Annotated in this window: 27 protein-coding genes; 4 read left to right on the top strand and 23 right to left on the bottom strand. The window is 66.6% G+C overall.

Translation table 11 applies throughout. The features are described 5' to 3' along the window. A partial coding sequence (locus GO615_RS16815) for a type IV pilus assembly protein FimV (RefSeq protein ID WP_369333965.1) occupies positions 1-732 on the top strand: 732 nt, incomplete at its 5' end. A 42-nt stretch (positions 733-774) separates the two neighbouring features. On the opposite strand, the gene GO615_RS16810 is transcribed toward GO615_RS16815, so the two are convergent. Beyond that, positions 775-1,521 (bottom strand): Nif3-like dinuclear metal center hexameric protein, encoded by a 747-nt coding sequence (locus GO615_RS16810; protein ID WP_169130117.1) that lies wholly within the window; start codon positions 1,519-1,521, stop codon positions 775-777. 73 nt (positions 1,522-1,594) lie between these two features. On the opposite strand from GO615_RS16810, the gene GO615_RS16805 reads away from it, so the two are divergent. Next, the gene (locus tag GO615_RS16805; protein WP_169130107.1) at positions 1,595-2,758 is read left to right on the top strand and encodes a Do family serine endopeptidase; all 1,164 of its coding nucleotides are present in this window, start codon (positions 1,595-1,597) and stop codon (positions 2,756-2,758) included. A 21-nt stretch (positions 2,759-2,779) separates the two neighbouring features. Here GO615_RS16805 and tatC read toward each other — a convergent pair whose 3' ends face one another. The 10 genes from tatC to hisB all read right to left on the bottom strand — a co-directional run bounded on the left by tatC (position 2,780) and on the right by hisB (position 8,295). Beyond that, positions 2,780-3,541: a twin-arginine translocase subunit TatC gene (gene tatC, locus GO615_RS16800; RefSeq protein WP_169130105.1), complete on the bottom strand. Its 762-nt coding sequence runs from the start codon at positions 3,539-3,541 to the stop codon at positions 2,780-2,782. Beyond that, on the bottom strand, positions 3,538-4,029 hold the full coding sequence (gene tatB / locus GO615_RS16795; protein WP_169130103.1) for a Sec-independent protein translocase protein TatB: 492 nt from the start codon (positions 4,027-4,029) through the stop codon (positions 3,538-3,540). Before tatB ends, tatC begins: the two co-directional genes overlap by 4 nt. Before the next feature lie 104 nt (positions 4,030-4,133). After that, on the bottom strand, positions 4,134-4,358 hold the full coding sequence (gene tatA, locus GO615_RS16790; protein ID WP_169130101.1) for a Sec-independent protein translocase subunit TatA: 225 nt from the start codon (positions 4,356-4,358) through the stop codon (positions 4,134-4,136). Positions 4,359-4,368: 10 nt separating this feature from the next. After that, positions 4,369-4,716, bottom strand: coding sequence for a histidine triad nucleotide-binding protein (locus GO615_RS16785; RefSeq protein WP_169130099.1), 348 nt, complete (start codon positions 4,714-4,716; stop codon positions 4,369-4,371). Between the two features lie 7 nt (positions 4,717-4,723). Then, a complete protein-coding gene (locus tag GO615_RS16780; protein WP_169130097.1) occupies positions 4,724-5,050 on the bottom strand; it encodes a phosphoribosyl-ATP diphosphatase in 327 nt (108 codons plus the stop codon). After that, the gene (hisI, locus tag GO615_RS16775) at positions 5,047-5,448 is read right to left on the bottom strand and encodes a phosphoribosyl-AMP cyclohydrolase (RefSeq protein ID WP_169130095.1); all 402 of its coding nucleotides are present in this window, start codon (positions 5,446-5,448) and stop codon (positions 5,047-5,049) included. Before hisI ends, GO615_RS16780 begins: the two co-directional genes overlap by 4 nt. Continuing rightward, complete coding sequence (gene hisF, locus GO615_RS16770) at positions 5,445-6,203, bottom strand: imidazole glycerol phosphate synthase subunit HisF (RefSeq protein WP_169130093.1); 759 nt, start codon at positions 6,201-6,203, stop codon at positions 5,445-5,447. The genes hisI and hisF overlap by 4 nt, the downstream gene beginning before the upstream one ends. Beyond that, positions 6,203-6,952 (bottom strand): 1-(5-phosphoribosyl)-5-[(5-phosphoribosylamino)methylideneamino]imidazole-4-carboxamide isomerase, encoded by a 750-nt coding sequence (hisA, locus tag GO615_RS16765; RefSeq protein ID WP_169130091.1) that lies wholly within the window; start codon positions 6,950-6,952, stop codon positions 6,203-6,205. Before hisA ends, hisF begins: the two co-directional genes overlap by 1 nt. 62 nt (positions 6,953-7,014) lie before the next feature. Further along, positions 7,015-7,653, bottom strand: coding sequence for an imidazole glycerol phosphate synthase subunit HisH (gene hisH / locus GO615_RS16760; RefSeq protein ID WP_169130089.1), 639 nt, complete (start codon positions 7,651-7,653; stop codon positions 7,015-7,017). 54 nt (positions 7,654-7,707) lie between these two features. Beyond that, a complete protein-coding gene (hisB, locus tag GO615_RS16755; protein WP_169130087.1) occupies positions 7,708-8,295 on the bottom strand; it encodes an imidazoleglycerol-phosphate dehydratase HisB in 588 nt (195 codons plus the stop codon). Positions 8,296-8,464: 169 nt separating this feature from the next. Here hisB and hisC point away from each other — a divergent pair, with 169 nt between their 5' ends. Beyond that, entirely contained in the window at positions 8,465-9,535 is a 1,071-nt protein-coding gene (gene hisC, locus GO615_RS16750) for a histidinol-phosphate transaminase (RefSeq protein ID WP_169130085.1), read from the top strand. Between the two features lie 238 nt (positions 9,536-9,773). Here the strand turns inward: hisC and hisD are convergent, their stop codons facing one another. Both hisD and hisG read right to left on the bottom strand, forming a co-directional pair. Further along, positions 9,774-11,087, bottom strand: coding sequence for a histidinol dehydrogenase (hisD, locus tag GO615_RS16745; protein WP_169130083.1), 1,314 nt, complete (start codon positions 11,085-11,087; stop codon positions 9,774-9,776). After that, positions 11,084-11,725 carry an ATP phosphoribosyltransferase gene (gene hisG, locus GO615_RS16740; RefSeq protein ID WP_169130081.1) on the bottom strand — a complete coding sequence of 214 codons (642 nt, stop codon included), beginning with the start codon at positions 11,723-11,725 and terminating at the stop codon, positions 11,084-11,086. Before hisG ends, hisD begins: the two co-directional genes overlap by 4 nt. Positions 11,726-11,857: 132 nt before the next feature. Between hisG and rnk the strand changes: the two genes are divergently transcribed. Beyond that, positions 11,858-12,265, top strand: a complete 408-nt coding sequence (gene rnk / locus GO615_RS16735; protein WP_169130079.1) for a nucleoside diphosphate kinase regulator — start codon at positions 11,858-11,860, stop codon at positions 12,263-12,265. A gap of 39 nt (positions 12,266-12,304) precedes the next feature. Here rnk and murA read toward each other — a convergent pair whose 3' ends face one another. The 10 genes from murA to GO615_RS16685 are packed head-to-tail and all read right to left on the bottom strand — an operon-like array spanning position 12,305 to position 19,360. Continuing rightward, on the bottom strand, positions 12,305-13,567 hold the full coding sequence (gene murA, locus GO615_RS16730; protein ID WP_169130077.1) for a UDP-N-acetylglucosamine 1-carboxyvinyltransferase: 1,263 nt from the start codon (positions 13,565-13,567) through the stop codon (positions 12,305-12,307). A 10-nt stretch (positions 13,568-13,577) separates the two neighbouring features. Beyond that, positions 13,578-13,835: a BolA family protein gene (locus GO615_RS16725; protein ID WP_169130075.1), complete on the bottom strand. Its 258-nt coding sequence runs from the start codon at positions 13,833-13,835 to the stop codon at positions 13,578-13,580. Between the two features lie 11 nt (positions 13,836-13,846). Beyond that, positions 13,847-14,614, bottom strand: a complete 768-nt coding sequence (locus tag GO615_RS16720) for an ABC transporter permease (RefSeq protein WP_169130073.1) — start codon at positions 14,612-14,614, stop codon at positions 13,847-13,849. Next, positions 14,607-15,503 carry an ABC transporter ATP-binding protein gene (locus tag GO615_RS16715; protein WP_169130071.1) on the bottom strand — a complete coding sequence of 299 codons (897 nt, stop codon included), beginning with the start codon at positions 15,501-15,503 and terminating at the stop codon, positions 14,607-14,609. The genes GO615_RS16720 and GO615_RS16715 overlap by 8 nt, the downstream gene beginning before the upstream one ends. Before the next feature lie 13 nt (positions 15,504-15,516). After that, positions 15,517-15,801, bottom strand: coding sequence for an STAS domain-containing protein (locus tag GO615_RS16710; protein ID WP_169130069.1), 285 nt, complete (start codon positions 15,799-15,801; stop codon positions 15,517-15,519). Further along, positions 15,798-16,418: an MlaC/ttg2D family ABC transporter substrate-binding protein gene (locus GO615_RS16705; protein ID WP_169130067.1), complete on the bottom strand. Its 621-nt coding sequence runs from the start codon at positions 16,416-16,418 to the stop codon at positions 15,798-15,800. Before GO615_RS16705 ends, GO615_RS16710 begins: the two co-directional genes overlap by 4 nt. A 57-nt stretch (positions 16,419-16,475) precedes the next feature. After that, a complete protein-coding gene (locus tag GO615_RS16700) occupies positions 16,476-17,252 on the bottom strand; it encodes an MlaA family lipoprotein (RefSeq protein WP_169130065.1) in 777 nt (258 codons plus the stop codon). A gap of 28 nt (positions 17,253-17,280) precedes the next feature. Further along, a complete protein-coding gene (gene mlaD, locus GO615_RS16695) occupies positions 17,281-17,754 on the bottom strand; it encodes an outer membrane lipid asymmetry maintenance protein MlaD (RefSeq protein WP_169130063.1) in 474 nt (157 codons plus the stop codon). Then, positions 17,751-18,545: a lipid asymmetry maintenance ABC transporter permease subunit MlaE gene (mlaE, locus tag GO615_RS16690; RefSeq protein ID WP_169130061.1), complete on the bottom strand. Its 795-nt coding sequence runs from the start codon at positions 18,543-18,545 to the stop codon at positions 17,751-17,753. Before mlaE ends, mlaD begins: the two co-directional genes overlap by 4 nt. Then, positions 18,542-19,360, bottom strand: coding sequence for an ABC transporter ATP-binding protein (locus tag GO615_RS16685; RefSeq protein ID WP_169130059.1), 819 nt, complete (start codon positions 19,358-19,360; stop codon positions 18,542-18,544). The genes mlaE and GO615_RS16685 overlap by 4 nt, the downstream gene beginning before the upstream one ends. Positions 19,361-19,491 lie beyond the last annotated feature (131 nt).

Genomic DNA, 19,491 nt, shown 5'->3' with positions numbered 1-19,491 from the left:
GCCCCCGTCAGCACCGCAGCGCCCGCTTCCGAGCTGCCGGACCTGACATCCGACCTCGCGCCCGATCCTGCGCCGGCCCGGCGCCCGCCCGAGCGCGCCCCGCTGGGCTGGGACACGGAAGAGGACGCCTTCGCGCACCCCATCTCGCTCGCTCCGATCGCGCCGATCGACCCCATAGCCCCGATCGCCCCTATCACGGACGAGGAATCCGCCGAAGAGCACGAATCGGCGATCGAACTCGCCGAGATCATGATGGGCTTCGGCCGCATCCGCGGCGCGGCCGACACGCTGGCCGAGTTCATCGCCTCCAATCCGAAGAAGGCCGTCACCCCTTGGCTCAAGCTCATGGAGGTGTATCGGGCCGCCGACCTGCGCGCGGAATTCGACGCCCTCGCCAAACAGCTCAACAAGACCTTCAACGTCAAGGCCGTCACCTGGGAGAGCTTCGAGGAGGCACGCGCGGCGACCAACTCGATGGAACAGATGGCGCACGTGACGAAGAACGTCCAGCAGATGTGGGGCACGTCCGAATGCCAGGCCTACCTCGAGCACCTGTTGCGCGACAATCGCGACGGCACGCGCGAAGGCTTCCCGCTCAGCGTCATCGACGAGATCCTGCTGCTCGAGGCGATCCTCGATGACCAGCTCGGGCCCTACCGTCCCGCCACCGCACCGCTTCTGCCGGCGGCGGACGGCGATCCCTCCCGCGAGACCCCGCCCCAGCCCGCCTGAGCGACCGGGGCGCGTGCCGAGGCCACGCGCGGCGTCAGACGCTCAGACCGGATTGTCGAGATCGACGAAGCGCGCCTCGATACCAAAGGTCTGTTGCAGATATTGCGCCAGCGCATGGATCCCGTAACGCTCGGTCGCATGATGCCCCGCGGCGAGGTAGGGCACGCCCGATTCGCGCGCGAGATGCACCGTCTGCTCGGAAATCTCCCCCGACACGTAAAGGTCCGCGCCTGCCGCGATCGCCTGTTCGAAATAGCCCTGCGCGCCGCCCGTACACCACGCGACGCGGCTCACTGACCGGGCCCCGTCCCCCACCAGCAGCGGCTCGCGCCCGAGCCGGGCGGCAAGCGAACGCGCGACCTGCTCGGCGGTACCCGGCTGTTCGGGCCGGCCGATCCACGCGATGTCCTGTTCGCCGAACCGCCCCTCGCCGACCCAGCCCGCAACGGCCGCCAGCTGCGCGTTGTTGCCGAGCTGTGGGTGGGCGTCGAGCGGCAGATGATACGCGAGCAGGCTGATGTCATTGCGCAGGAGGCTCGCGATGCGGCGCTTGCGGATGCCCGTGATGCGCCCGTCCTCGCCGCGCCAGAACCAGCCGTGATGCACGATGACGGCATCGACCCCGTCCTCCACGGCGAGGTCGAGCAGCGCCTGGCTCGCGGTGACGCCGCACAGCACGCGATGCACCTCGGCGCGTCCTTCCACTTGCAGGCCGTTTGGGGAATAATCCCGGAACCGAGGGACTTCCAGCAGTTCATCCAGATGGGCTTGCAGTTCGGCGAGTTGCATTCGGTCTCCACTCCTGTATTCCGGGCCTCATGGCGAACGCGACATCGAGCGCTCGCCCAATTCGAGCAACATTATGCGCCGCCTGTGGCTGATCTTCGCTCAGGCCGTGACGGTGAGCGTCGCGGTCCTGTTTGTACTGAATACCCTGAAGCCGGAATGGTTCAAGAACGCTGCTCCGGCAGCGGTCGTCTCCATCCTCGAAGCCCCCGGCAACGATTCGCAGGCACCCGCCCCGGCGCCCAACTCCTACGCCGATGCGGCACGGCGCTCGATGCCGGCCGTGGTCCATATCTACACCGCCAAGGACGTCGCCCGCCCGCGCCACCCGCTGCTCGACGACCCCATCTTCCGCCATTTCTTCGGAGAGCGGCGGGACAACGCGCCGGCGCAGCGCGCATCCGGACTCGGCTCGGGGGTCATCGCGAGTGCCGATGGCCTCGTCCTGACCAACAACCACGTCATCGAAGGCGCTGACGAGATCGAGATCGCGCTCAACGATGGCCGCAAGTTCCCCGCGCGCCTGGTCGGCCGCGACCCCGAGACCGACCTCGCGGTGCTCCGCCTCCAGGGCAACGGCAAGCTGCCGGCGATCACCTTCGCGCAGCAGGATGCACTGCAGGTCGGCGACGTCGTGCTCGCCATCGGCAACCCCTTCGGCGTAGGCCAGACCGTCACCATGGGCATCGTGTCGGCGCTCGGGCGCAGCCAGCTCGGCATCAACACCTTCGAAAACTACATCCAGACCGACGCGGCGATCAACCCGGGCAATTCGGGCGGCGCACTGGTCGACAGCCAGGGCAACCTCGTCGGCATCAACACGGCGATCTACTCGCGCTCGGGCGGCTCGCTCGGCATCGGTTTCGCAATCCCGGTGTCGACCGCGCGCAGCGTGCTGGAGCAGATCATCGCGACAGGCCAGGTCACGCGCGGCTGGATCGGGGTCGAGATCCAGGAAATCACGCCCGAACTCGCCGAATCCTTCGGCTTTGCGGGCACCGAAGGCGCGCTCATCGCGGGCGTGCTGCGGGACAGCCCGGCCGAGCAGGCCGGCATCCGTCCGGGCGACATCCTGATCGGCGTCGACGGCAAGCCGGTGCATGACCCGAAGGGTATGCTGGAAATGGTCGCCGGCCTGATGCCCGGTCACAGCGCGAACTTCCGCGTGCGCCGCGCCGACGCCGAGGTCGAGTTGAAGGTGGAAATCGGGCGCCGCCCGGCGCCTTCGCTGCAGCGCTGAACGCCGCCGACCGCGCGCCGCTCAGCTCCCCTCGATGCGCTCGATCGCCTGCTCGCCGCCGTCGGGCCGGTCCTTGACGATGATCCGTGCGATGATCACCCCCGCCTCGTAAAGCAGGCACATCGGGATCGCCAGCAGCAGCTGCGACACCACGTCCGGGGGCGTGATGATCGCGGCGATGACGAAGGCGCCGACGATCACGTAGGGACGCGCCGCGACCAGCTTGTCGACGCTGACCACGCCCGTCTTTGCAAGCAGGATCACCGCCACCGGGACCTCGAAGGTCAGGCCGAAGGCGATGAACATGGTCATCACGAAGGACAGGTACTGCTCGATGTCCGGCGCCGGCGTGATGCTCTTGGGCGCGAACTCGGCGATGAAACTGAACACGGTGCCGAACACGAAGAAGTAGCAGAACGCCATCCCGAGCACGAACAGGACCGTGCTGCCCATCACCAGCGGCAGCCCCATCCGCCGTTCATGCGCATACAGTCCGGGCGCGACGAAGGCCCAGGCCTGGTAGAGGACGACCGGCAGCGCGATCACGAAGGCGGCCATCATCGTCACCTTCACCGGCACGAAGAAGGGCGTGACCACGCCGGTGGCGATCATGTGCGTCCCCTCGGGGAGCGTCCTCATCATCGGCAGTGCCAGCAGATCATAGACGTCGCCCGCCCAGGGCATCAGGCACAGGAACACGACGAGCACGGCCAGCATCGCGCGCAACAAGCGGTCACGCAACTCGACGAGATGCGAAATGAAGGTTTCCTGCACAGCGCTCATGCCTTATCCGTGGACGTGTTCGCGAGCGGCGCGGCAGCCGGGGCAAGACCGAGCTCCAGCTGGCGGCTATCGACGGCCGGCTCGCCGGGCGGCGCGTCCGGAAGGAGCGCGCCCTCAGCCGCAACGGGCGCGGGCACGGCCTCGGCTACGGGAGCCGCGACCGACGCAGCCGGGGTCGCAGGCTGCGCGTCCAATGCGCTCTTCGCCTCGGCCGCGGTCTGTGCGAGATCGGCCTCCACGCTCTGGACCTGGCCGCGCATCGAGGTTTCGAGTTCGCGTGCCTGCTGCTCGACCTGCTCCTGCAACTTCTTGAGCTCCTCGAGCTGCATCTCGCGCTGGATGTCCGACTTGACGTCGCTGACGTAACGCTGCAGCCGGCCGAGGAGATGGCCCGCGGTGCGCGCCACCTTCGGCAGGCGCTCGGGTCCGACGACGACGAGCGTCACCACGGCGATGAGGATGAGTTCCGAAAAACCTAGATCGAACATGATTTAAGTGCCTTTGCCGGCGGGATCATGCGTACTGCCACGGCATCAAAACGAAGGGGCGCACTGACGCCGCGCCCCTTGCCGCAGACATCGCCCGGACAGGCTCAGGAATGCAGCTTGTCGGACTTTTCGCGCGCCTGGGCGTCGATGGTCTCGCCGCCGATCTTCTGCTGCACGTCGTCGGACTTCTCGGACTCCTTCATGCCGTCCTTGAAACCCTTCACCGCACCGCCGAGATCCTGGCCGATGTTGCGCAGCTTCTTGGTGCCGAACACCAGAACCACGATCACCAGGACGATCAGCCAGTGCCAGATGCTGAATGAACCCATACTGCTCTCCTTAACGCTTCAACATGGCCGGAAGCACCTCCGGGCCACCCAGGACGTGAACATGCAGATGATACACTTCCTGCCGCCCCACCCTTCCGGTATTGATGATGGTGCGGAAGCCCTCCCCGCACCCGTTCTCGCGCGCCAGCCGCGCCGCCGTGGTCATCACCCGCCCCATCACCTCGACGTGGTCCGGCCCGAGTTCCGCCATCGACGGTACATGCAGCTTCGGGATCACGAGGAAATGCACCGGTGCGACCGGGTTGATGTCGTGGAAGGCGAGGACGTGCTCGTCTTCGTACAGTTTCTTCGCGGGAATCTCGCCGGCCGCGATCCGGCAGAAGATGCAGTCGCTCATGCTCGCCTCAGGCCGTCGTGCGGGACTTCTTCTCGTCAATCCCTGAGACACCCTCGCGGCGACGGAATTCGGCCAGGACGTCGTCGACCGACAGGCCGAAATGCGACAGCAGCACCATCGAGTGGAACCACAGGTCGGTGACTTCCCACACGATGTGCAGCATGTCCTTGTCCTTGGCCGCCATGATGGTCTCGGCGGCTTCCTCGGCGACCTTCTTGCAGATCGCGTCGGTGCCCTTGGCGTACAGGCTGGACACATAGGAGGAATCGGGGTCGGCCTTCTTGCGCTCCGCGAGGGTCGCGGCGACGCGGTGCAGCACTTCGATGTCGATCATTTGTAGATATCCTTGGGATCCTTCAGCACGGGGTCCACGGCCTCCCACGAACCCGCGCTCAGATAGCGCTGGAAAAAGCAGCTGTGGCGGCCGGTGTGGCAGGCGATGCCGCCGACCTGTTCGATCTTGAGCAACACGACGTCGTTGTCGCAGTCGATGCGGATCTCATGCACCTTCTGCACATGGCCGGATTCCTCGCCCTTGTGCCACAGCTTGCGGCGCGAGCGCGACCAGTAAACCGCCTCGCCCGTCTCGGCGGTGCGCTGCAGTGCCTCGCGGTTCATCCACGCGAACATCAGCACGTCGCCGGTCGAGGCCTCCTGCGCGATCACCGGCACGAGGCCCTGATCGTCCCAGTTGATCTCGCTGAGCCAGCGGGCGGAATGGGCGTTGCTCACAGTCGTACCTCGATGCCGCGGCTGCGCATCAGCTCCTTCGCCTCACGCACCGTATGCTGGCCAAAATGGAAGATGCTCGCAGCGAGCACGGCGTCGGCGCGGCCTTCCGACACGCCTTCGGCCAGATGCTCGAGCGTGCCGACCCCGCCGCTGGCGATGACCGGGATTGGGACGGCATCCGACACCGCGCGCGTAAGGGCGAGATCGAAGCCGATCTTGGTGCCGTCGCGGTCCATGCTGGTGAGCAGGATCTCGCCGGCGCCGAGCGCGGCGACCTTCTTCGCCCACTCGATCGCGTCGAGTCCGGTGTTGTTGCGCCCACCGTGGGTGAACACCTGCCACTTGCCCGGAGCCGTCTGCTTGGCGTCGATCGCGACGACGATGCACTGGCTGCCGACCTTGCCCGCCGCATCGGCGACGACCTGCGGGTTATTCACCGCCGCGGTGTTGATGCTGACCTTGTCGGCGCCGGCATTGAGCAGGCGCCGCACGTCCTCGACCGTGCGCACGCCGCCGCCCACGGTCAGCGGGATGAAGACCTGCTCGGCGACCTGCTCGACCACGTGGATGATGGTGTCGCGCGCGTCCGAGCTCGCGGTGATGTCGAGGAAGGTGATCTCGTCCGCGCCCTGCTCGTCGTAGCGGCGCGCGATCTCGACCGGATCGCCGGCGTCGCGCAGCTCGACGAAATTCACGCCCTTGACCACGCGCCCGGCATTGACGTCCAGGCAGGGAATGATGCGCTTGGCGAGCATCAGGCAGTTTCGCCGCTGAGTTCGTCCGCGCGCGCCTGCGCCGCGGCGAAGTCCAGCGTGCCTTCGTAGATCGCGCGCCCGGTGATCGCTCCGGTAATGCCTTCGGATTCGACCGCGCACAGCGCGTCGATGTCCGCGAGCGAGGCTATGCCGCCGCTGGCGATGACCGGGATGCGCAGCGCCTGCGCGAGGCGCACGGTGGCCTCGATGTTCACGCCCGAGAGCATGCCGTCGCGGCCGATGTCGGTGTAGATCACGGCCTCGACGCCGTAGTCCTCGTATTTCTTTGCCAGATCGACGACGTCATGCCCCGTCATCTTCGACCAGCCGTCGACGGCGACCTTGCCGTCCTTGGCATCGAGACCGACGATGATGTGCCCGGGGAAGGCACCGCACGCGTCGTGCAGGAAACCCGGATTCTTCACCGCGGCGGTGCCGATGATGACATAGGAGATGCCGTTGTCGAGGTAGTGCTCGATGGTGTCGAGATCGCGGATGCCGCCGCCGAGCTGCACCGGGATGTCGTCACCGACTTCATCGGCGATCGCGCGGATCGCGGCGCCGTTCTTCGGCTTGCCGGCAAAGGCGCCGTTCAGGTCGACCAGGTGCAGGCGGCGCGCACCGAGATCTATCCAGTGCCGGGCCATCGCGGCCGGATCTTCGGAGAACACGGTGGCGTCGTCCATCTCGCCCTGCTTGAGGCGCACGCAGTGGCCGTCCTTCAGATCGATAGCGGGAATCAGCAGCATACGGGGAAGAGTTGCATCTGAGGAGTGGAAGGGAAGCTACAGGCGGGTCCGGACGACGCGCGTCAGGGGGCCCAGGAAATGAAATTTGCAAGCATCCGCAGGCCAGCCTGCGCACTCTTTTCGGGGTGAAACTGAACCGCGAAGATGTTATCCCGCGCTACCGCACTGGTAAACATCAAACCGTAATCGGTTTCGGCCGCAACCAGCGAGCGCTCGTCGGGCCGAACAAAATAGCTATGCACGAAATAGAAGCGCTCGCCGTCGGGAATGCCGTCCCACAACGGGTGCGCGATACGCTGGCGCACCTCGTTCCAGCCCATGTGCGGCACCTTCAGGCGCGAGCCGTCGGCCGCGACCATCTTCGCATCGGGGAAGCGCACGACATTGCCGGGAAGGATGCCGAGGCCGGGCACGTCGCCCTCCTCGCTGTGTCCGAACAGCATCTGCTCGCCGATGCAGATACCGAGGAAGGGCTTGGAGGCGGCGGCCTCGAGCACCGACGCGCGCAGTCCGCGCAGGTCCAGTTCGCGCATGCAGTCGGGCATCGCGCCCTGCCCCGGAAACACCACGCGGCCGGCCGCCGCGACCTCCGCGGGATCGGAGGTCACGACCACGGTCTTGCCGGGCGCTACGTGTTCGACCGCCTTGGCAACCGAACGCAGGTTGCCCATGCCGTAGTCGATGATGGCTACGTCGCTCATCGCGGAATCGCTCGCAGGAAAATCAGAAGGTTTGGCGGGGAATCTGGCGGAAACTCAGAGGGCGCCCTTGGTCGAGGGAATCACGCCGGCGGCGCGCTCGTCGCGCTGGGCCGCCATGCGCAAGGCGCGACCGAAGGCCTTGAAGATGGTTTCGCACTGGTGATGGGCGTTGTCGCCGCGCAGGTTGTCGATATGCAGGCTCACACCGGCATGATTGACGAAGCCCTGGAAGAATTCGCGCGCGAGATCGACATCGAAATTACCGATGCGCGCACGCGTGTAGTTCACGAAGTAGTGCAGTCCCGGGCGGCCGGAAAAGTCCACGACGACACGCGACAGCGCCTCGTCGAGCGGCACGTAGGCGTGGCCGTAGCGGAAGATGCCTTTCTTGTCGCCGAGCGCCTTCGCGAAAGCCTGCCCGAGGGTGATGCCGACGTCCTCGACGGTGTGATGGTCGTCGATGTGGGTGTCGCCCTCCGCCTTGATGTCGAGGTCGATCGCACCGTGGCGGGCGATCTGGTCGAGCATGTGATCGAAGAAGGGCACACCAGTGGCGAGACTGGCCTTGCCGCTGCCGTCCAGGTCGATGCGGACGGTGATCCGGGTTTCCAGGGTGTCGCGAGTTACTTCGGCTTGCCGCATGAGATTCTGCTTCGAATTGACGAGAAGGGTGGAGTTGAGCGGGTGCTCGTACGTGCTCGGGCGCCACACTCGGGCATGATACCATCGCCAGACTGTCCCGCCGCAACGCCGGCCGCAGCCCCGCCGGGCCTGCGCGGGCCTCTTCCGACAATCCTGCCCCGACCCGCCGATGAGCCAATACTGGAGTGCCGTCGTCCACGGCCTGACCCCCTATGTCCCGGGCGAACAGCCCAAGCTCGCCAACCTGGTCAAGCTCAACACCAACGAGCATCCGTACGGCCCATCGCCGAAGGCGATCGAGGCAATCCGTGCCGAGGCATCCGACGCACTGCGCCTCTATCCCGACCCGACCTCGGAACGGCTGCGCGCCGCCATCGCCGCGCGCCACGGCGTCACGGTGCAGGAAGTGTTCGTCGGCAACGGCTCCGACGAGGTGCTCGCACACGCCTTCCTCGCGCTCCTGAAGCACGACCGCCCGCTGCGCTTCCCGGACATCTCGTACAGCTTCTACCCCGTGTACTGCGGGCTCTACGGCATCGAGTTCGATACCGTAGCGCTCGACGAGAACCTCGCGATCCGCCCCGACGACTACCTGCCCGCCGAAGGCAAGGCCGCGGGCGGGATCATCTTTCCGAACCCGAACGCGCCGACCGGGCGCCTGCTGCCGCTCGCCGAGATCGAGCGCATCGTGGCCGGCAACCCGCAGTGCGTCGTCGTGGTCGACGAAGCCTACGTGGATTTCGGCGGGGAGTCGGCAATTCCGCTCACGGCACGCTATCCCAACCTGCTGGTGGTGCAGACCTTCTCCAAGTCGCGCTCGCTCGCGGGCCTGCGCGTGGGCTTCGCGATCGGCCATCCCGCGCTGATCGAGGCGCTGGTGCGCGTGAAAGACAGCTTCAACTCCTACCCCCTGGATCGGCTGGCGATCGTCGGCGCCACCGCAGCCATCGAAGACGAGGAGTATTTCGAGCGCACGCGCCAGGCGGTGATCCGCACGCGCGGCCAGCTCGTTGCGGACCTCGCGTCGCTCGGCTTCGAGGTGCTGCCCTCGGCGGCGAACTTCGTGTTCGCGACGCACCCGACGCGCGACGCGGGCGAACTCGCCACGGAACTGCGCCAGCGCGCGATCATCGTGCGCCACTTCCGCCAGCCACGCATCGAGCAGTTCCTGCGCATCACGGTAGGCACGGACGAGCAGTGCGCCGCGCTGATCGGGGCACTGCGGGAGATTCTCGGCTAGCAGGCTCGGGAAGCTCCCGCGGGGACGGCCTCAGGGGCCCCTGTGGGAGCTTCCTGTGGGAGCTTCCTGTGGGAGCTTCCTGTGGGAGCTTCCTGTGGGAGCTTCCTGTGGGAGCTTCCTGTGGGAGCGGCTTCAGCCGCGAATCGGACGACCGTGCCTGCTCATGCGCCGATTCGCGGCTGAAGCCGCTCCCACTTCACACCACCCACTTCCCATACCACACTCCCCGCCGCGGTCCTTACCCCCGCAAGCGCATCTCCGCCGAACGCGCGTGCGCCTGCAGCCCTTCGCCGTGGGCGAGCGTGGAGGCGACGCGCCCCAGCGTCTGCGCCCCCGCTTCCGAGATCTGGATGATGCTGGTGCGCTTCTGGAAGTCATACACGCCCAGCGGCGACGAGAAGCGCGCGCTGCGCATGGTCGGCAGCACGTGGTTGGGGCCGGCGCAGTAGTCGCCCAGCGCCTCGACCGACCAGTGGCCGACGAAGATCGCGCCGGCGTGGCGGATGCGGTCGATCCAAGGCTCTGGCTCGTCGAGCGACAGCTCCAGGTGTTCCGGCGCGATCCGGTTCGCGATCGCGCAGGCCTGCTCCAGGCTCGCGACGTGGATCAGCGCGCCGCGGTTCGCGAGCGACGCGGCGATCGTCTCGCGGCGCGGCATCGTCGGCAGCAGGCGCTCGATCGAGGCCTCGACCGCATCGATGAACGCGGAGTCGGTGCACAGCAGGATCGACTGCGCGAGCTCGTCGTGCTCGGCCTGCGCAAAGAGGTCCATCGCGACCCAGTCGGAATGGCCGCTGCCGTCGGAGATGACGAGCACCTCCGAGGGGCCGGCGACCATGTCGATGCCGACCGTGCCGAAGACGCGGCGCTTGGCCTCCGCGACATAGGCGTTGCCCGGCCCGACGATCTTGTCGACCTGCGGCAGGGTCTGCGTGCCGTAGGCGAGTGCGGCCACGGCCTGGGCGCCACCGATCGTGAACACGCGATCGACGCCGGTGATCGCGGCAGCGGCCAGCACCAGCGGATTCTTCTCGCCGTTGGGGGTCGGCACGACCATGATCAGCTCGCCGACGCCGGCGACCTTGGCCGGCACGGCGTTCATCAGCACCGAGCTGGGGTAGGACGCGCGCCCGCCGGGCACGTACAGGCCGACGCGATCGAGCGGCGTGACCTTCTGGCCGAGACGCGTGCCGTCGGCTTCGACGTAGTCCCAGGACTCGGCACGCTGGCGCTCGTGGTAGAGGCGCACGCGATCGGCGGCGATGCGCAAGGCTTCGCGCTGCTCGACGGTGAGGCCATCGAGCGCCGCCTTCAATTCGGACTTCGGCAACTCCAGCCCGGCCATCGACTTGACGTCGAGGCGGTCGAAGCGCCGGGTGTATTCGATGACCGCCGCGTCGCCGGTGGTGCGCACGGCACTCAAAATCTCGGTGACAGCCGCGTCGATGCGCGCATCCGCGCTGCCTTCGAAGGCGAGAAGCGCGTCGAGCGTCGCCAGGAAATCGGGATCGCGCGCGTCGAGGCGGCGGATCAGGCGGTTCGAATCGCTCATCTGACGGCTCCGGCGAAGGCGTCCAGCACGGGCTGGATGAGCTCGCGCTTCAGCTTCAGCGAGGCCTGATTCACGACCAGGCGCGAGCTGATCTGCATGATCTCCTCGACTTCCTCGAGGTTGTTTGCGCGCAACGTGTTGCCGCTCGACACGAGGTCCACGATCGCGTCGGCAAGCCCCACCAGCGGTGCGAGCTCCATCGAGCCGTACAGCTTGATCAGGTCCACATGCACGCCCTTCGCGGCGAAATGCGCCTTCGCGCTGTTGATGTACTTGGTCGCGACGCGGATGCGCCCGCCGGGGCGCGTCGCAGCGGCGTAGTCGAAGCCCTTCTGCGTCGCGACGCACAGGCGGCACTTCGCGATATTCAGATCCAGCGGCTGGTACAGCCCGGCCCCGCCATGCTCGAGGAGCACGTCCTTGCCCGCGATACCGAGGTCGGCCGCGCCGTACTGGACGTAGGTCGGCGTGTCGGTCGCACGCACGATCACCAGGCGCACGTCCGGACGGTTCGTGCCGATGATTAGCTTGCGCGAGGTCTCGGGGTTGTCGGTCGGGGTAATGCCCGCCGCCGCGAGCAGGGGCAGCGTTTCCTCGAAGATGCGGCCCTTGGACAGGGCGAGGGTGATGCTGGACACGAAGGGCGCCTCGGGAAGAATCGGGCCGACATTGTAACCCGCCCGCCCTTCTGTTAGCCTTCAGCGACTGGCTGAACCGCGCTGCGGTTCGGCCTTTTTTACTTTTTGCGCGAAGCACGGAGTCGAAACGCCATGAAACCCGAAATCGTGATCTCCTCGCAGGACCTCGATCGCCTCGAGGGGCTGCTGGCCGCACCGGCCGCCCGCAACCGCAGCGACCTCAACGGTCTGCGCGACGAACTCGCGCGCGCCGATGTGCGCGAACCCCAGGACATGCCGGCCAACGTCATCACGATGAACAGCCGCGCGCGCTTCCGCGAACTGCCCGGCGGCCGCGAGCACGAGCTGACGCTGGTCTACCCCGGTGACGCAGCACCGGACGGAGGGAAGGTGTCGGTCTTCACGCCGGCCGGCAGCGCCCTGCTGGGCCTGTCGGTCGGCCAAGCGATCGACTGGGAAAATTCGGAGAAGCAGCCGATCCGGCTCGAAGTGCTTGGCGTGACCTGGCAGCCCGAGGCTGCGGGTCGCTTCGACCTATAAGACATGCGGGCGCCGGCACAGCGGCCGACGCCCCCGCGATCAGGCGAGCCGGCGCACCCGCGCGCCGAGGTCGGCGAGCTTCTGCTCCAGGCGCTCGTAACCGCGGTCGAGATGGTAGATGCGCTCGATCACTGTTTCGCCTTCGGCGACCAGCCCGGCGATCACGAGACTCGCCGAGGCACGCAGGTCGGTGGCCATCACGGTCGCCCCCTGCAGGCGTTCGACGCCCTGCACCATCGCAGTGTTGCCGTCGATGCGGATGTCGGCGCCGAGGCGCTGGAGCTCGACCGCGTGCATGAAGCGGTTCTCGAAGATCGTCTCGCGGATCACCGCCGCACCGTTCGCGACCGCATTGATCGCCATGAACTGCGCCTGCATGTCGGTCGGAAAGGCCGGATAGGGCGAGGTACGGATGCTCACCGACGTGAGGCGCTGCGGAGCCTTGAGGCGGATCGCGTCGCGCTCGGAGACCACGTCGCAACCGGCGTCCATGAGCTTGTCGATCACGGCGTCGAGATAGGCCGACGAGGTGCGCGTGAGGCGGATCTCGCCGCCCGTGGCGGCTGCAGCGCACAGGTAGGTACCGGTCTCGATGCGGTCCGGCATGATGCGGTGGGTCGTGCCCGACAGGCGCTCGACGCCGCGGATGCGGATCACGTCGGTGCCGGCGCCCGAGATGCGCGCCCCCATCGCGACGAGGCAGTTCGCCAGATCGACGACCTCGGGCTCGCGTGCCGCATTCTCGATGACCGTCTCGCCGTCGGCGAGGCAGGCCGCCATCATCAGGTTCTCGGTGCCGGTGACGGTGACCATGTCGGTGAACAGGCGTGCGCCCTTCAGGCGCGGCACCTGCGCATGCACGTAGCCGTGCTCGACCGCGACCTGCGCGCCCATCGCCTGCAGGCCCTTGATGTGCTGATCCACCGGTCGCGCACCGATCGCGCAACCGCCGGGCAGGCTCACCTTCGCCTCACCGCAGCGCGCGACCAGCGGGCCGAGCACCAGAATCGACGCACGCATGGTCTTGACCATCTCGTAGGTCGCGACCGGATTGTCGAGTTCGGAAGCATCGAGCGTCACGGTGCCGGCATCGTCGCCGGAACCGCGGCTGACCTTCACGCCCATCTGCGCGAGGAGCCTCAGCAGCGTGCCGATGTCGTTGAGCTGAGGCACGTTCGTGAAGGTGACCGGCTCGCGCGTCAGCAGCGCCGCGCACAGAATGGGCAAGGCCGCGTTCTTCGCGCCGGAAATGGCGGTTTCGCCCGTGAGACGGGCGCCGCCTTCGATCAGAAGCTTGTCCATCGCGTCCCGCTCAGAAGCCCAGGTCGGTGCGCACTTCGGCCCACTTGGCGGGGGTGTAGGTCTGCAGCTGCAGCGCGTGAATCTCGTTGCCCATGAACCTGCCGAGCGTCGCATACACGGCCTGGTGCTGGCGCACCTTGGGCTTGCCCTCGAACTCCGCGCTGACGACGATGCCGGTGAAATGCACCCCGTCGTCGCCTTGGATCTCCACGAATTCGCAGGCCATGCCCTGCTCGATGAGACGCTTGATTTCTGCTGCTTCAAACATTTTGACTACCCTCAAGCCCGCAGCTTGTAGCCCCGGGCGAGCATCGCCAGGGTCAGCACTGCGAGGAACACGAAACAGACACCCACGACCGCAAGGCTCAGCCACGGCGAAACGTCGGACTGGCCGAAGAAGCCGTAGCGGAAACCGTCGATCATGAAGAAGAACGGATTGATGTGCGAGACCTTCTGCCAGAACGCCGGCAGCGAGTGGATCGAGTAGAACACGCCGGACAGCATCGTCAGCGGCATGATCAGGAAGTTCTGGAAGCCCGCGAGCTGGTCGAACTTGTCCGCCCAGATACCCGCGATGACGCCCAGCGAACCGAGGATCGCGCCCCCCATGAGACCGAACGCGAAGATCCAGCCCGGCGCCGCCAGCGGCAGCTCGACGAAGAGGAAGGACACGAGCAACACCCCGCAGCCGACGAACAGCCCTCGCAGCACCGACGCAATCACGTAGGCGGCATAGAACTCGCGGTAGGACAGCGGCGGCAGCAGCACGAAGATGATGTTGCCGGTGATCTTGCTCTGGATCAGCGACGAGGAGCTGTTGGCGAAGGCGTTCTGCAGCAGCGACATCATCACCAGCCCAGGCACGAGGAAGGCGGTGTAGGCGACGTCGCCATAGACCGTCACGTGTCGGTCAAGCACATGCGAGAAGATCAGCAGGTAGAGCAGCGCATTGAGCACCGGCGCGCCGACGGTCTGGAAGCTCACCTTCCAGAAGCGCAGCACTTCCTTGTACAGCAGCGTGCGGAATCCGATCAGGCGGTCATGCACGATTCATGACCTCCACGAACACGCGCTCGAGGTCCGCCTCACCGAGACGCAGCTCGAGGATCCTTGCCCCCGCCTCGCGCAGCCGCGCGAGCAGCGGCTCGAGATCCTCGTAGCGCTCGAGCGGGAAATTGGCCCATCCGCCCACCGCAAGCGTTCCGCCGAGTGCGGCGGCCATCTCGGGGTTCTCCAGGCGGACACCGAGCGAGTGGCTCGCGAAACGCCGCAGCAGGTTCTCCGTGGTGTCCAGCGCGACGACCTTGCCGGATTTCAGCATCGCGATGCGACCGCACAGCGTTTCGGCCTCCTCGAGGTAGTGCGTGGTCAGCACGATGGTGTGGCCGTCACGGTTGAGCTTGCGGATGAACTGCCACAAGCCCTGCCGCAATTCGACGTCGACGCCCGCGGTCGGCTCGTCGAGCACGATCACCGGCGGACGATGCACGAGCGCCTGCGCAACGAGCACGCGCCGCTTCATGCCGCCCGAGAGCATGCGCATGTTGGCGCCGGCCTTGGCGGTCAGGTCGAGGCTCGCGAGGATCTCGTCGATCCAGTCGTCGTTGTTGCGGATGCCGAAGTAGCCCGACTGGATGCGCAGCAGCTCGCGCACCGAGAAGAAGGGATCGAAGACCAGCTCCTGCGGCACGACGCCGAGGTTGCGCCGGGCATTGCGGTAATCAGAGACGACGTTGTGGCCCATGATCTCGAAGATCCCGCCATCCGGGCGCACCAGCCCCGAGAGGGCCGAGATCAGCGTCGTCTTGCCTGCGCCGTTGGGCCCGAGCAGGCCGAAGAACTCGCCCTGCGCGACTTCGAGGTCGACGCCGGCGAGCGCCTGGAGGGAAGCATAGCGCTTGGTCGCCGAAACAATCCGTATTGCGGGTGTAGTCATCGACTGCAGCGGCTCAGGCGTCGGCGGGCAGCAACTCGTCGACACCGTAGAGCGTCGCAAGGCTGCGCATCCCCGCCGGCATGCCGGTCTGGCGAACCTTGTTCCCGCTCGCGCGGGCAACGCGCATCCAGTCGAACAGCAGTGCCAGCGCGGACGAATCCGCTGCGGTGACGCCGGACAGGTCGACGACGAGATCCTCCGTGCGTGCCTGTGCGCGACCGCGCTCGATCCACTGCGCGGCCGTCGCCATCGTCAGCTCGCCGTCGATGGCGAGGACCTTGCCCGAAGCGGCGCTCATGTACGTGCCGGCGCGGCGAGGTCGCGGTTCTTCTGCTCCAGCGACTTGATCAGGCCATCCACGCCACCGCTGCGGATCTCCTGGGCGAAGGTGCCGCGGTAGTTGGTCACGAGGCTCACGCCGGCGACGACCACGTCGAAGACCTTCCAGCCTTCGGCGGTCTTTTCGAGCGTGTAGTCGATGTTGATCGGCTGCGCGCCGGCCTGGCGGACTTCGGTCTGCACGCGCACCGAGGTGTCGGCCTCGCCGAACTTGGCGGGCTTGTAGCCGATGGTCTGGTCGCGATACTGCGTCAGCGCGTTGGAATAGGTGCGCACGAGCAGGGTGCGGAAGGCCTCGACGAGCTTGCCCTGCTGCTCGGGGCTTGCCTGGCGCCAGTCCTTGCCCACCGCCAGCATGGTCATGCGGCGGAAGTTGAAATGCGGGAGGACCTTTTCCTCGACCAGGTCGATCACACGGCGCGTGTCGCCGGACTGGATCGCCTTGTCCTGACGCACGATGGTCAGGACATCGTCGCTCACCTCGCGCACGAGCGCATCGGGCGCCTTGGGCGCGTCGCCCGCAAACGCCGGCAGCACCGCGAACATCAGACACAGGGAAAGCAGGAACTTCTTCATCATCACTCCTCGGGGACTCCGGCGACCATGCGCGGGCCCCTGTTGTCCTTCAAACACTTATTGCGCGCCGCTTTCCGCCAGCAGCTCGGCGTCATCCTGCTGCCTGCGGGCGCCGTTGAAATCGATCTCCTCGAGCGGCGGATTGCCGTCGAACACGCGGTAGCGGCGCTGCTGCAGGTAGAAATCGCGCGCATACGCATACTTGTCCAGCGTGCCTTCCTCGAGCGTCTTGTCGATGCCGAGCAGGTTGGCGCGTGCATGCACGAGACGCAGTGCCGTGAGGCTGTTGCGCGTCGGGACATCCCGGATGCCCCACACGTCGTCGCCGTACAGGTCGATCGGCAATACCGCGGCATCGCGGACGGTGCGGGGGCCGAAGAAGGGCACCACGAAGTAGGCGCCTTCACCCACACCCCACCAGCCCAGGGTCTGACCGAAATCCTCGTCGTGCTTGGGCAGATCGAGCTCGCTGGCAACATCGAAGAAGCCGAGGATGCCGACCGTCGAGTTGATCGCGAAGCGTAGCAGGTCGCTCAGGCCATCCGCGAATTTGCCCTGCAACAGGTTGTTGCCGCCGATCCACACGTCGCCGACGTTGCCGAAGAAGTTGCCGACGCCGGTGCGCACCGGCAGCGGCGTGACCTTGTCGTAGGCCTTGGCGACGGGTTCGATCGCGGCTTGGTCGACCTTCTCGTTGAAGGTGAACATCGCGCGGTTGTAGCTTTCGAGCGGATCGTCCGGATTGGCGACGCGCGCGGTGCAGCCGGCCAGCGCGAAACAGGCGGACGCAAGGGCGAGCGCCTTCACGAGCTTGGGGGAGGTCTTCTTTTTCATTATGGGATTCAGATTGCGCGCAACCGGATCAGTTCGCCGGCGCCGACCCTTCGGCAGCCTTGTCGAACATGAACTGGCCGATGAGCTTCTCCAGCACGACCGCCGACTGGGTGATCTGCAGCGCGTCGCCGCTCTTCAGCATCGCCTCGTCGCCCCCCGGCTCGAGGCCGACATACTGCTCGCCGAGCAGGCCGGAGGTCAGGATGGTCGCAATCGTGTCGCGCGGGAACTGGTAGCTCGCATCGAGCGACAGGGAGACGACGGCGCGATAGGTCTTGGAGTCGAAGCGGATCTCCTTGACGCGGCCGACGACGACACCGGCACTCTTCACCGGCGCCCTCACTTTCAGGCCGCCGATGTTGTCGAACTGTCCGCTCACGAGATAGGTCTCGCCGCCGTTGGCAGCCCCCAGATTGCCGACCTTGAACGCGAGGAACATCAGCGCGGCCATGCCGATGATCACGAAGAAACCGACCCACAGGTCGAGCGTTGTACGCCTCATGACTGCCCTCGGAACATAAGAGATGTAAGCACGAAATCGAGCGCCAGGATCGCCAGCGCGGAGGTCACGACGGTGCGGGTGATCGCCCGCGACAGCCCCTCGGCGGTCGGCGTGCAGTCGTAGCCCTCGAACACGGCGATCAGCGCAACCGTCGCGCCGAACACGAAGCTCTTGATCACGCCGTTCATGATGTCGAAGCGGAAATCCACGGCCGCCTGCATCTGCGACCAGAATGCGCCGTCATCGACACCGATGAACACGACACCGATCAGCCAGCCGCCGAACACGCCCATCGCGGAGAACAGCGCGGCCAGCAGCGGCATCGAAATCACGCCGCCCCAGAAGCGCGGCGCGACGACGCGGGCGATGGGATTGACCGCCATCATGTCCATCGCATCGAGCTGCTCGGTGGTCTTCATCAGGCCGATCTCCGCGGTCACGGCGAGGCCGGCGCGGCTGGCGAAGAGGAGCCCCGCGACGACCGGGCCGAGCTCGCGCGTCAGCGACAGCGACACCAGCACGCCCAGCGCATCGCCCGAACCGTAGCGCTGCAGCGTCTCGTAGCCCTGCAGGCCCAGCACCATGCCGACGAAGAGGCCCGAGACGACGATGATCAGCAGCGACAGCACCCCGCTGAAGTAGATCTCGCGCACCGTCAGGTGGATGCGGGTCAACGATTGCCCCGAATGGCGCAGCAGCAGCATGAAGAAGCGTGCGGCGAAACCGATGCGCCACACCCCCTCGACCGCCATTGCGCCCAAGCGGCGGATGAAGTTCAGCAGGCCGTTCATGCGGCCCTCCCGCCGATGAGGCATTCGTCCAGCGCCTCGGCCGGATAGTGGAAGGGCACGGGGCCGTCGGGCTCGGCGTGGATGAACTGGTACACCCAGGGATCCTTGGAGGCGCGCAGCTCGTCGGGAGTGCCTTCCGCGACGATGCCGCCTTCGGAGACGAAATAGATGTAATCGACGATCTGCAGCGACTCCATGATGTCGTGCGTCACCATGATCGTCGTCGCGCCGAGCGCATCATTGAGCTTGCGGATCAGCTGACCGATGACGCCGAGCGAGATCGGATCGAGGCCGGCGAAGGGCTCGTCGTACATGATCAGCATCGGATCGAGCGCGATCGCCCGCGCCAGCGCGACGCGGCGTGCCATACCGCCCGACAGTTCCGCCGGCATGAGATCCGCCGCGCCGCGCAGTCCGACGGCGTTGAGCTTCATCAGCACCATGTCGCGGATGAGCCCGAACGGCAGGTCGGTGTGTTCGCGCAGGGGGAAGGCGACGTTGTCGAACACCGACATGTCGGTGAATAGCGCGCCAAACTGGAACAGCATGCCCATGCGCCGGCGCATCTCGTACAGCTCGGCCGTATCCAGCGACGAGACATTGCGGCCCGCGACCTCGACGGTGCCGGCCGTCGCACGCAGCTGCCCGCCGATCAGGCGCAACAGCGTGGTCTTGCCGCAACCGCTGCCACCCATGATCGCAACGACCTTGCCCCGCGGCACCTTCAGGTTGACGCCGCGCAGGATCTCGCGCTCGCCGTAGGCGAAGCGGACATCCTTCAGGCTCACCAGCAGATTGTCGGTTTCGGAAACCAAGTCGAGGCCCCTCGGGGATCTTCAAAGCCTGCTAGTTTAGCAGACAGGGCGGAAGCGGCAGCCATTGCCGCCGCCCCGATGCGGAACGAATACACGAACACAGTGTTGCGCCCTGCGGCGCATTCGCAAGC

The organism is Aromatoleum evansii (genome assembly GCF_012910805.1).
In the GTDB taxonomy this organism is placed as follows: Bacteria; Pseudomonadota; Gammaproteobacteria; order Burkholderiales; family Rhodocyclaceae; genus Aromatoleum; species Aromatoleum evansii.
The sequence above is the reverse complement of the archived record's forward strand: the minus strand, read 5'-3'. Positions and strand labels throughout refer to the sequence as shown.

What these genes read in the sequence shown, in the direction of transcription:
- GO615_RS16810 (WP_169130117.1), bottom strand. Translation starts at nt 1,521, where the DNA reads ATGCAACTCGCCGAACTGCAAGCCCATCTGGATGAACTGCTGGAAGTC.
- GO615_RS16805 (WP_169130107.1), top strand. Translation starts at nt 1,595, where the DNA reads ATGCGCCGCCTGTGGCTGATCTTCGCTCAGGCCGTGACGGTGAGCGTC.
- tatC (WP_169130105.1), bottom strand. Translation starts at nt 3,541, where the DNA reads ATGAGCGCTGTGCAGGAAACCTTCATTTCGCATCTCGTCGAGTTGCGT.
- tatB (WP_169130103.1), bottom strand. Translation starts at nt 4,029, where the DNA reads ATGTTCGATCTAGGTTTTTCGGAACTCATCCTCATCGCCGTGGTGACG.
- tatA (WP_169130101.1), bottom strand. Translation starts at nt 4,358, where the DNA reads ATGGGTTCATTCAGCATCTGGCACTGGCTGATCGTCCTGGTGATCGTG.
- GO615_RS16785 (WP_169130099.1), bottom strand. Translation starts at nt 4,716, where the DNA reads ATGAGCGACTGCATCTTCTGCCGGATCGCGGCCGGCGAGATTCCCGCG.
- GO615_RS16780 (WP_169130097.1), bottom strand. Translation starts at nt 5,050, where the DNA reads ATGATCGACATCGAAGTGCTGCACCGCGTCGCCGCGACCCTCGCGGAG.
- hisF (WP_169130093.1), bottom strand. Translation starts at nt 6,203, where the DNA reads ATGCTCGCCAAGCGCATCATTCCCTGCCTGGACGTCAATGCCGGGCGC.
- hisA (WP_169130091.1), bottom strand. Translation starts at nt 6,952, where the DNA reads ATGCTGCTGATTCCCGCTATCGATCTGAAGGACGGCCACTGCGTGCGC.
- hisH (WP_169130089.1), bottom strand. Translation starts at nt 7,653, where the DNA reads ATGAGCGACGTAGCCATCATCGACTACGGCATGGGCAACCTGCGTTCG.
- hisB (WP_169130087.1), bottom strand. Translation starts at nt 8,295, where the DNA reads ATGCGGCAAGCCGAAGTAACTCGCGACACCCTGGAAACCCGGATCACC.
- hisC (WP_169130085.1), top strand. Translation starts at nt 8,465, where the DNA reads ATGAGCCAATACTGGAGTGCCGTCGTCCACGGCCTGACCCCCTATGTC.
- hisD (WP_169130083.1), bottom strand. Translation starts at nt 11,087, where the DNA reads ATGAGCGATTCGAACCGCCTGATCCGCCGCCTCGACGCGCGCGATCCC.
- rnk (WP_169130079.1), top strand. Translation starts at nt 11,858, where the DNA reads ATGAAACCCGAAATCGTGATCTCCTCGCAGGACCTCGATCGCCTCGAG.
- murA (WP_169130077.1), bottom strand. Translation starts at nt 13,567, where the DNA reads ATGGACAAGCTTCTGATCGAAGGCGGCGCCCGTCTCACGGGCGAAACC.
- GO615_RS16725 (WP_169130075.1), bottom strand. Translation starts at nt 13,835, where the DNA reads ATGTTTGAAGCAGCAGAAATCAAGCGTCTCATCGAGCAGGGCATGGCC.
- GO615_RS16715 (WP_169130071.1), bottom strand. Translation starts at nt 15,503, where the DNA reads ATGACTACACCCGCAATACGGATTGTTTCGGCGACCAAGCGCTATGCT.
- GO615_RS16710 (WP_169130069.1), bottom strand. Translation starts at nt 15,801, where the DNA reads ATGAGCGCCGCTTCGGGCAAGGTCCTCGCCATCGACGGCGAGCTGACG.
- GO615_RS16705 (WP_169130067.1), bottom strand. Translation starts at nt 16,418, where the DNA reads ATGAAGAAGTTCCTGCTTTCCCTGTGTCTGATGTTCGCGGTGCTGCCG.
- GO615_RS16700 (WP_169130065.1), bottom strand. Translation starts at nt 17,252, where the DNA reads ATGAAAAAGAAGACCTCCCCCAAGCTCGTGAAGGCGCTCGCCCTTGCG.
- mlaD (WP_169130063.1), bottom strand. Translation starts at nt 17,754, where the DNA reads ATGAGGCGTACAACGCTCGACCTGTGGGTCGGTTTCTTCGTGATCATC.
- mlaE (WP_169130061.1), bottom strand. Translation starts at nt 18,545, where the DNA reads ATGAACGGCCTGCTGAACTTCATCCGCCGCTTGGGCGCAATGGCGGTC.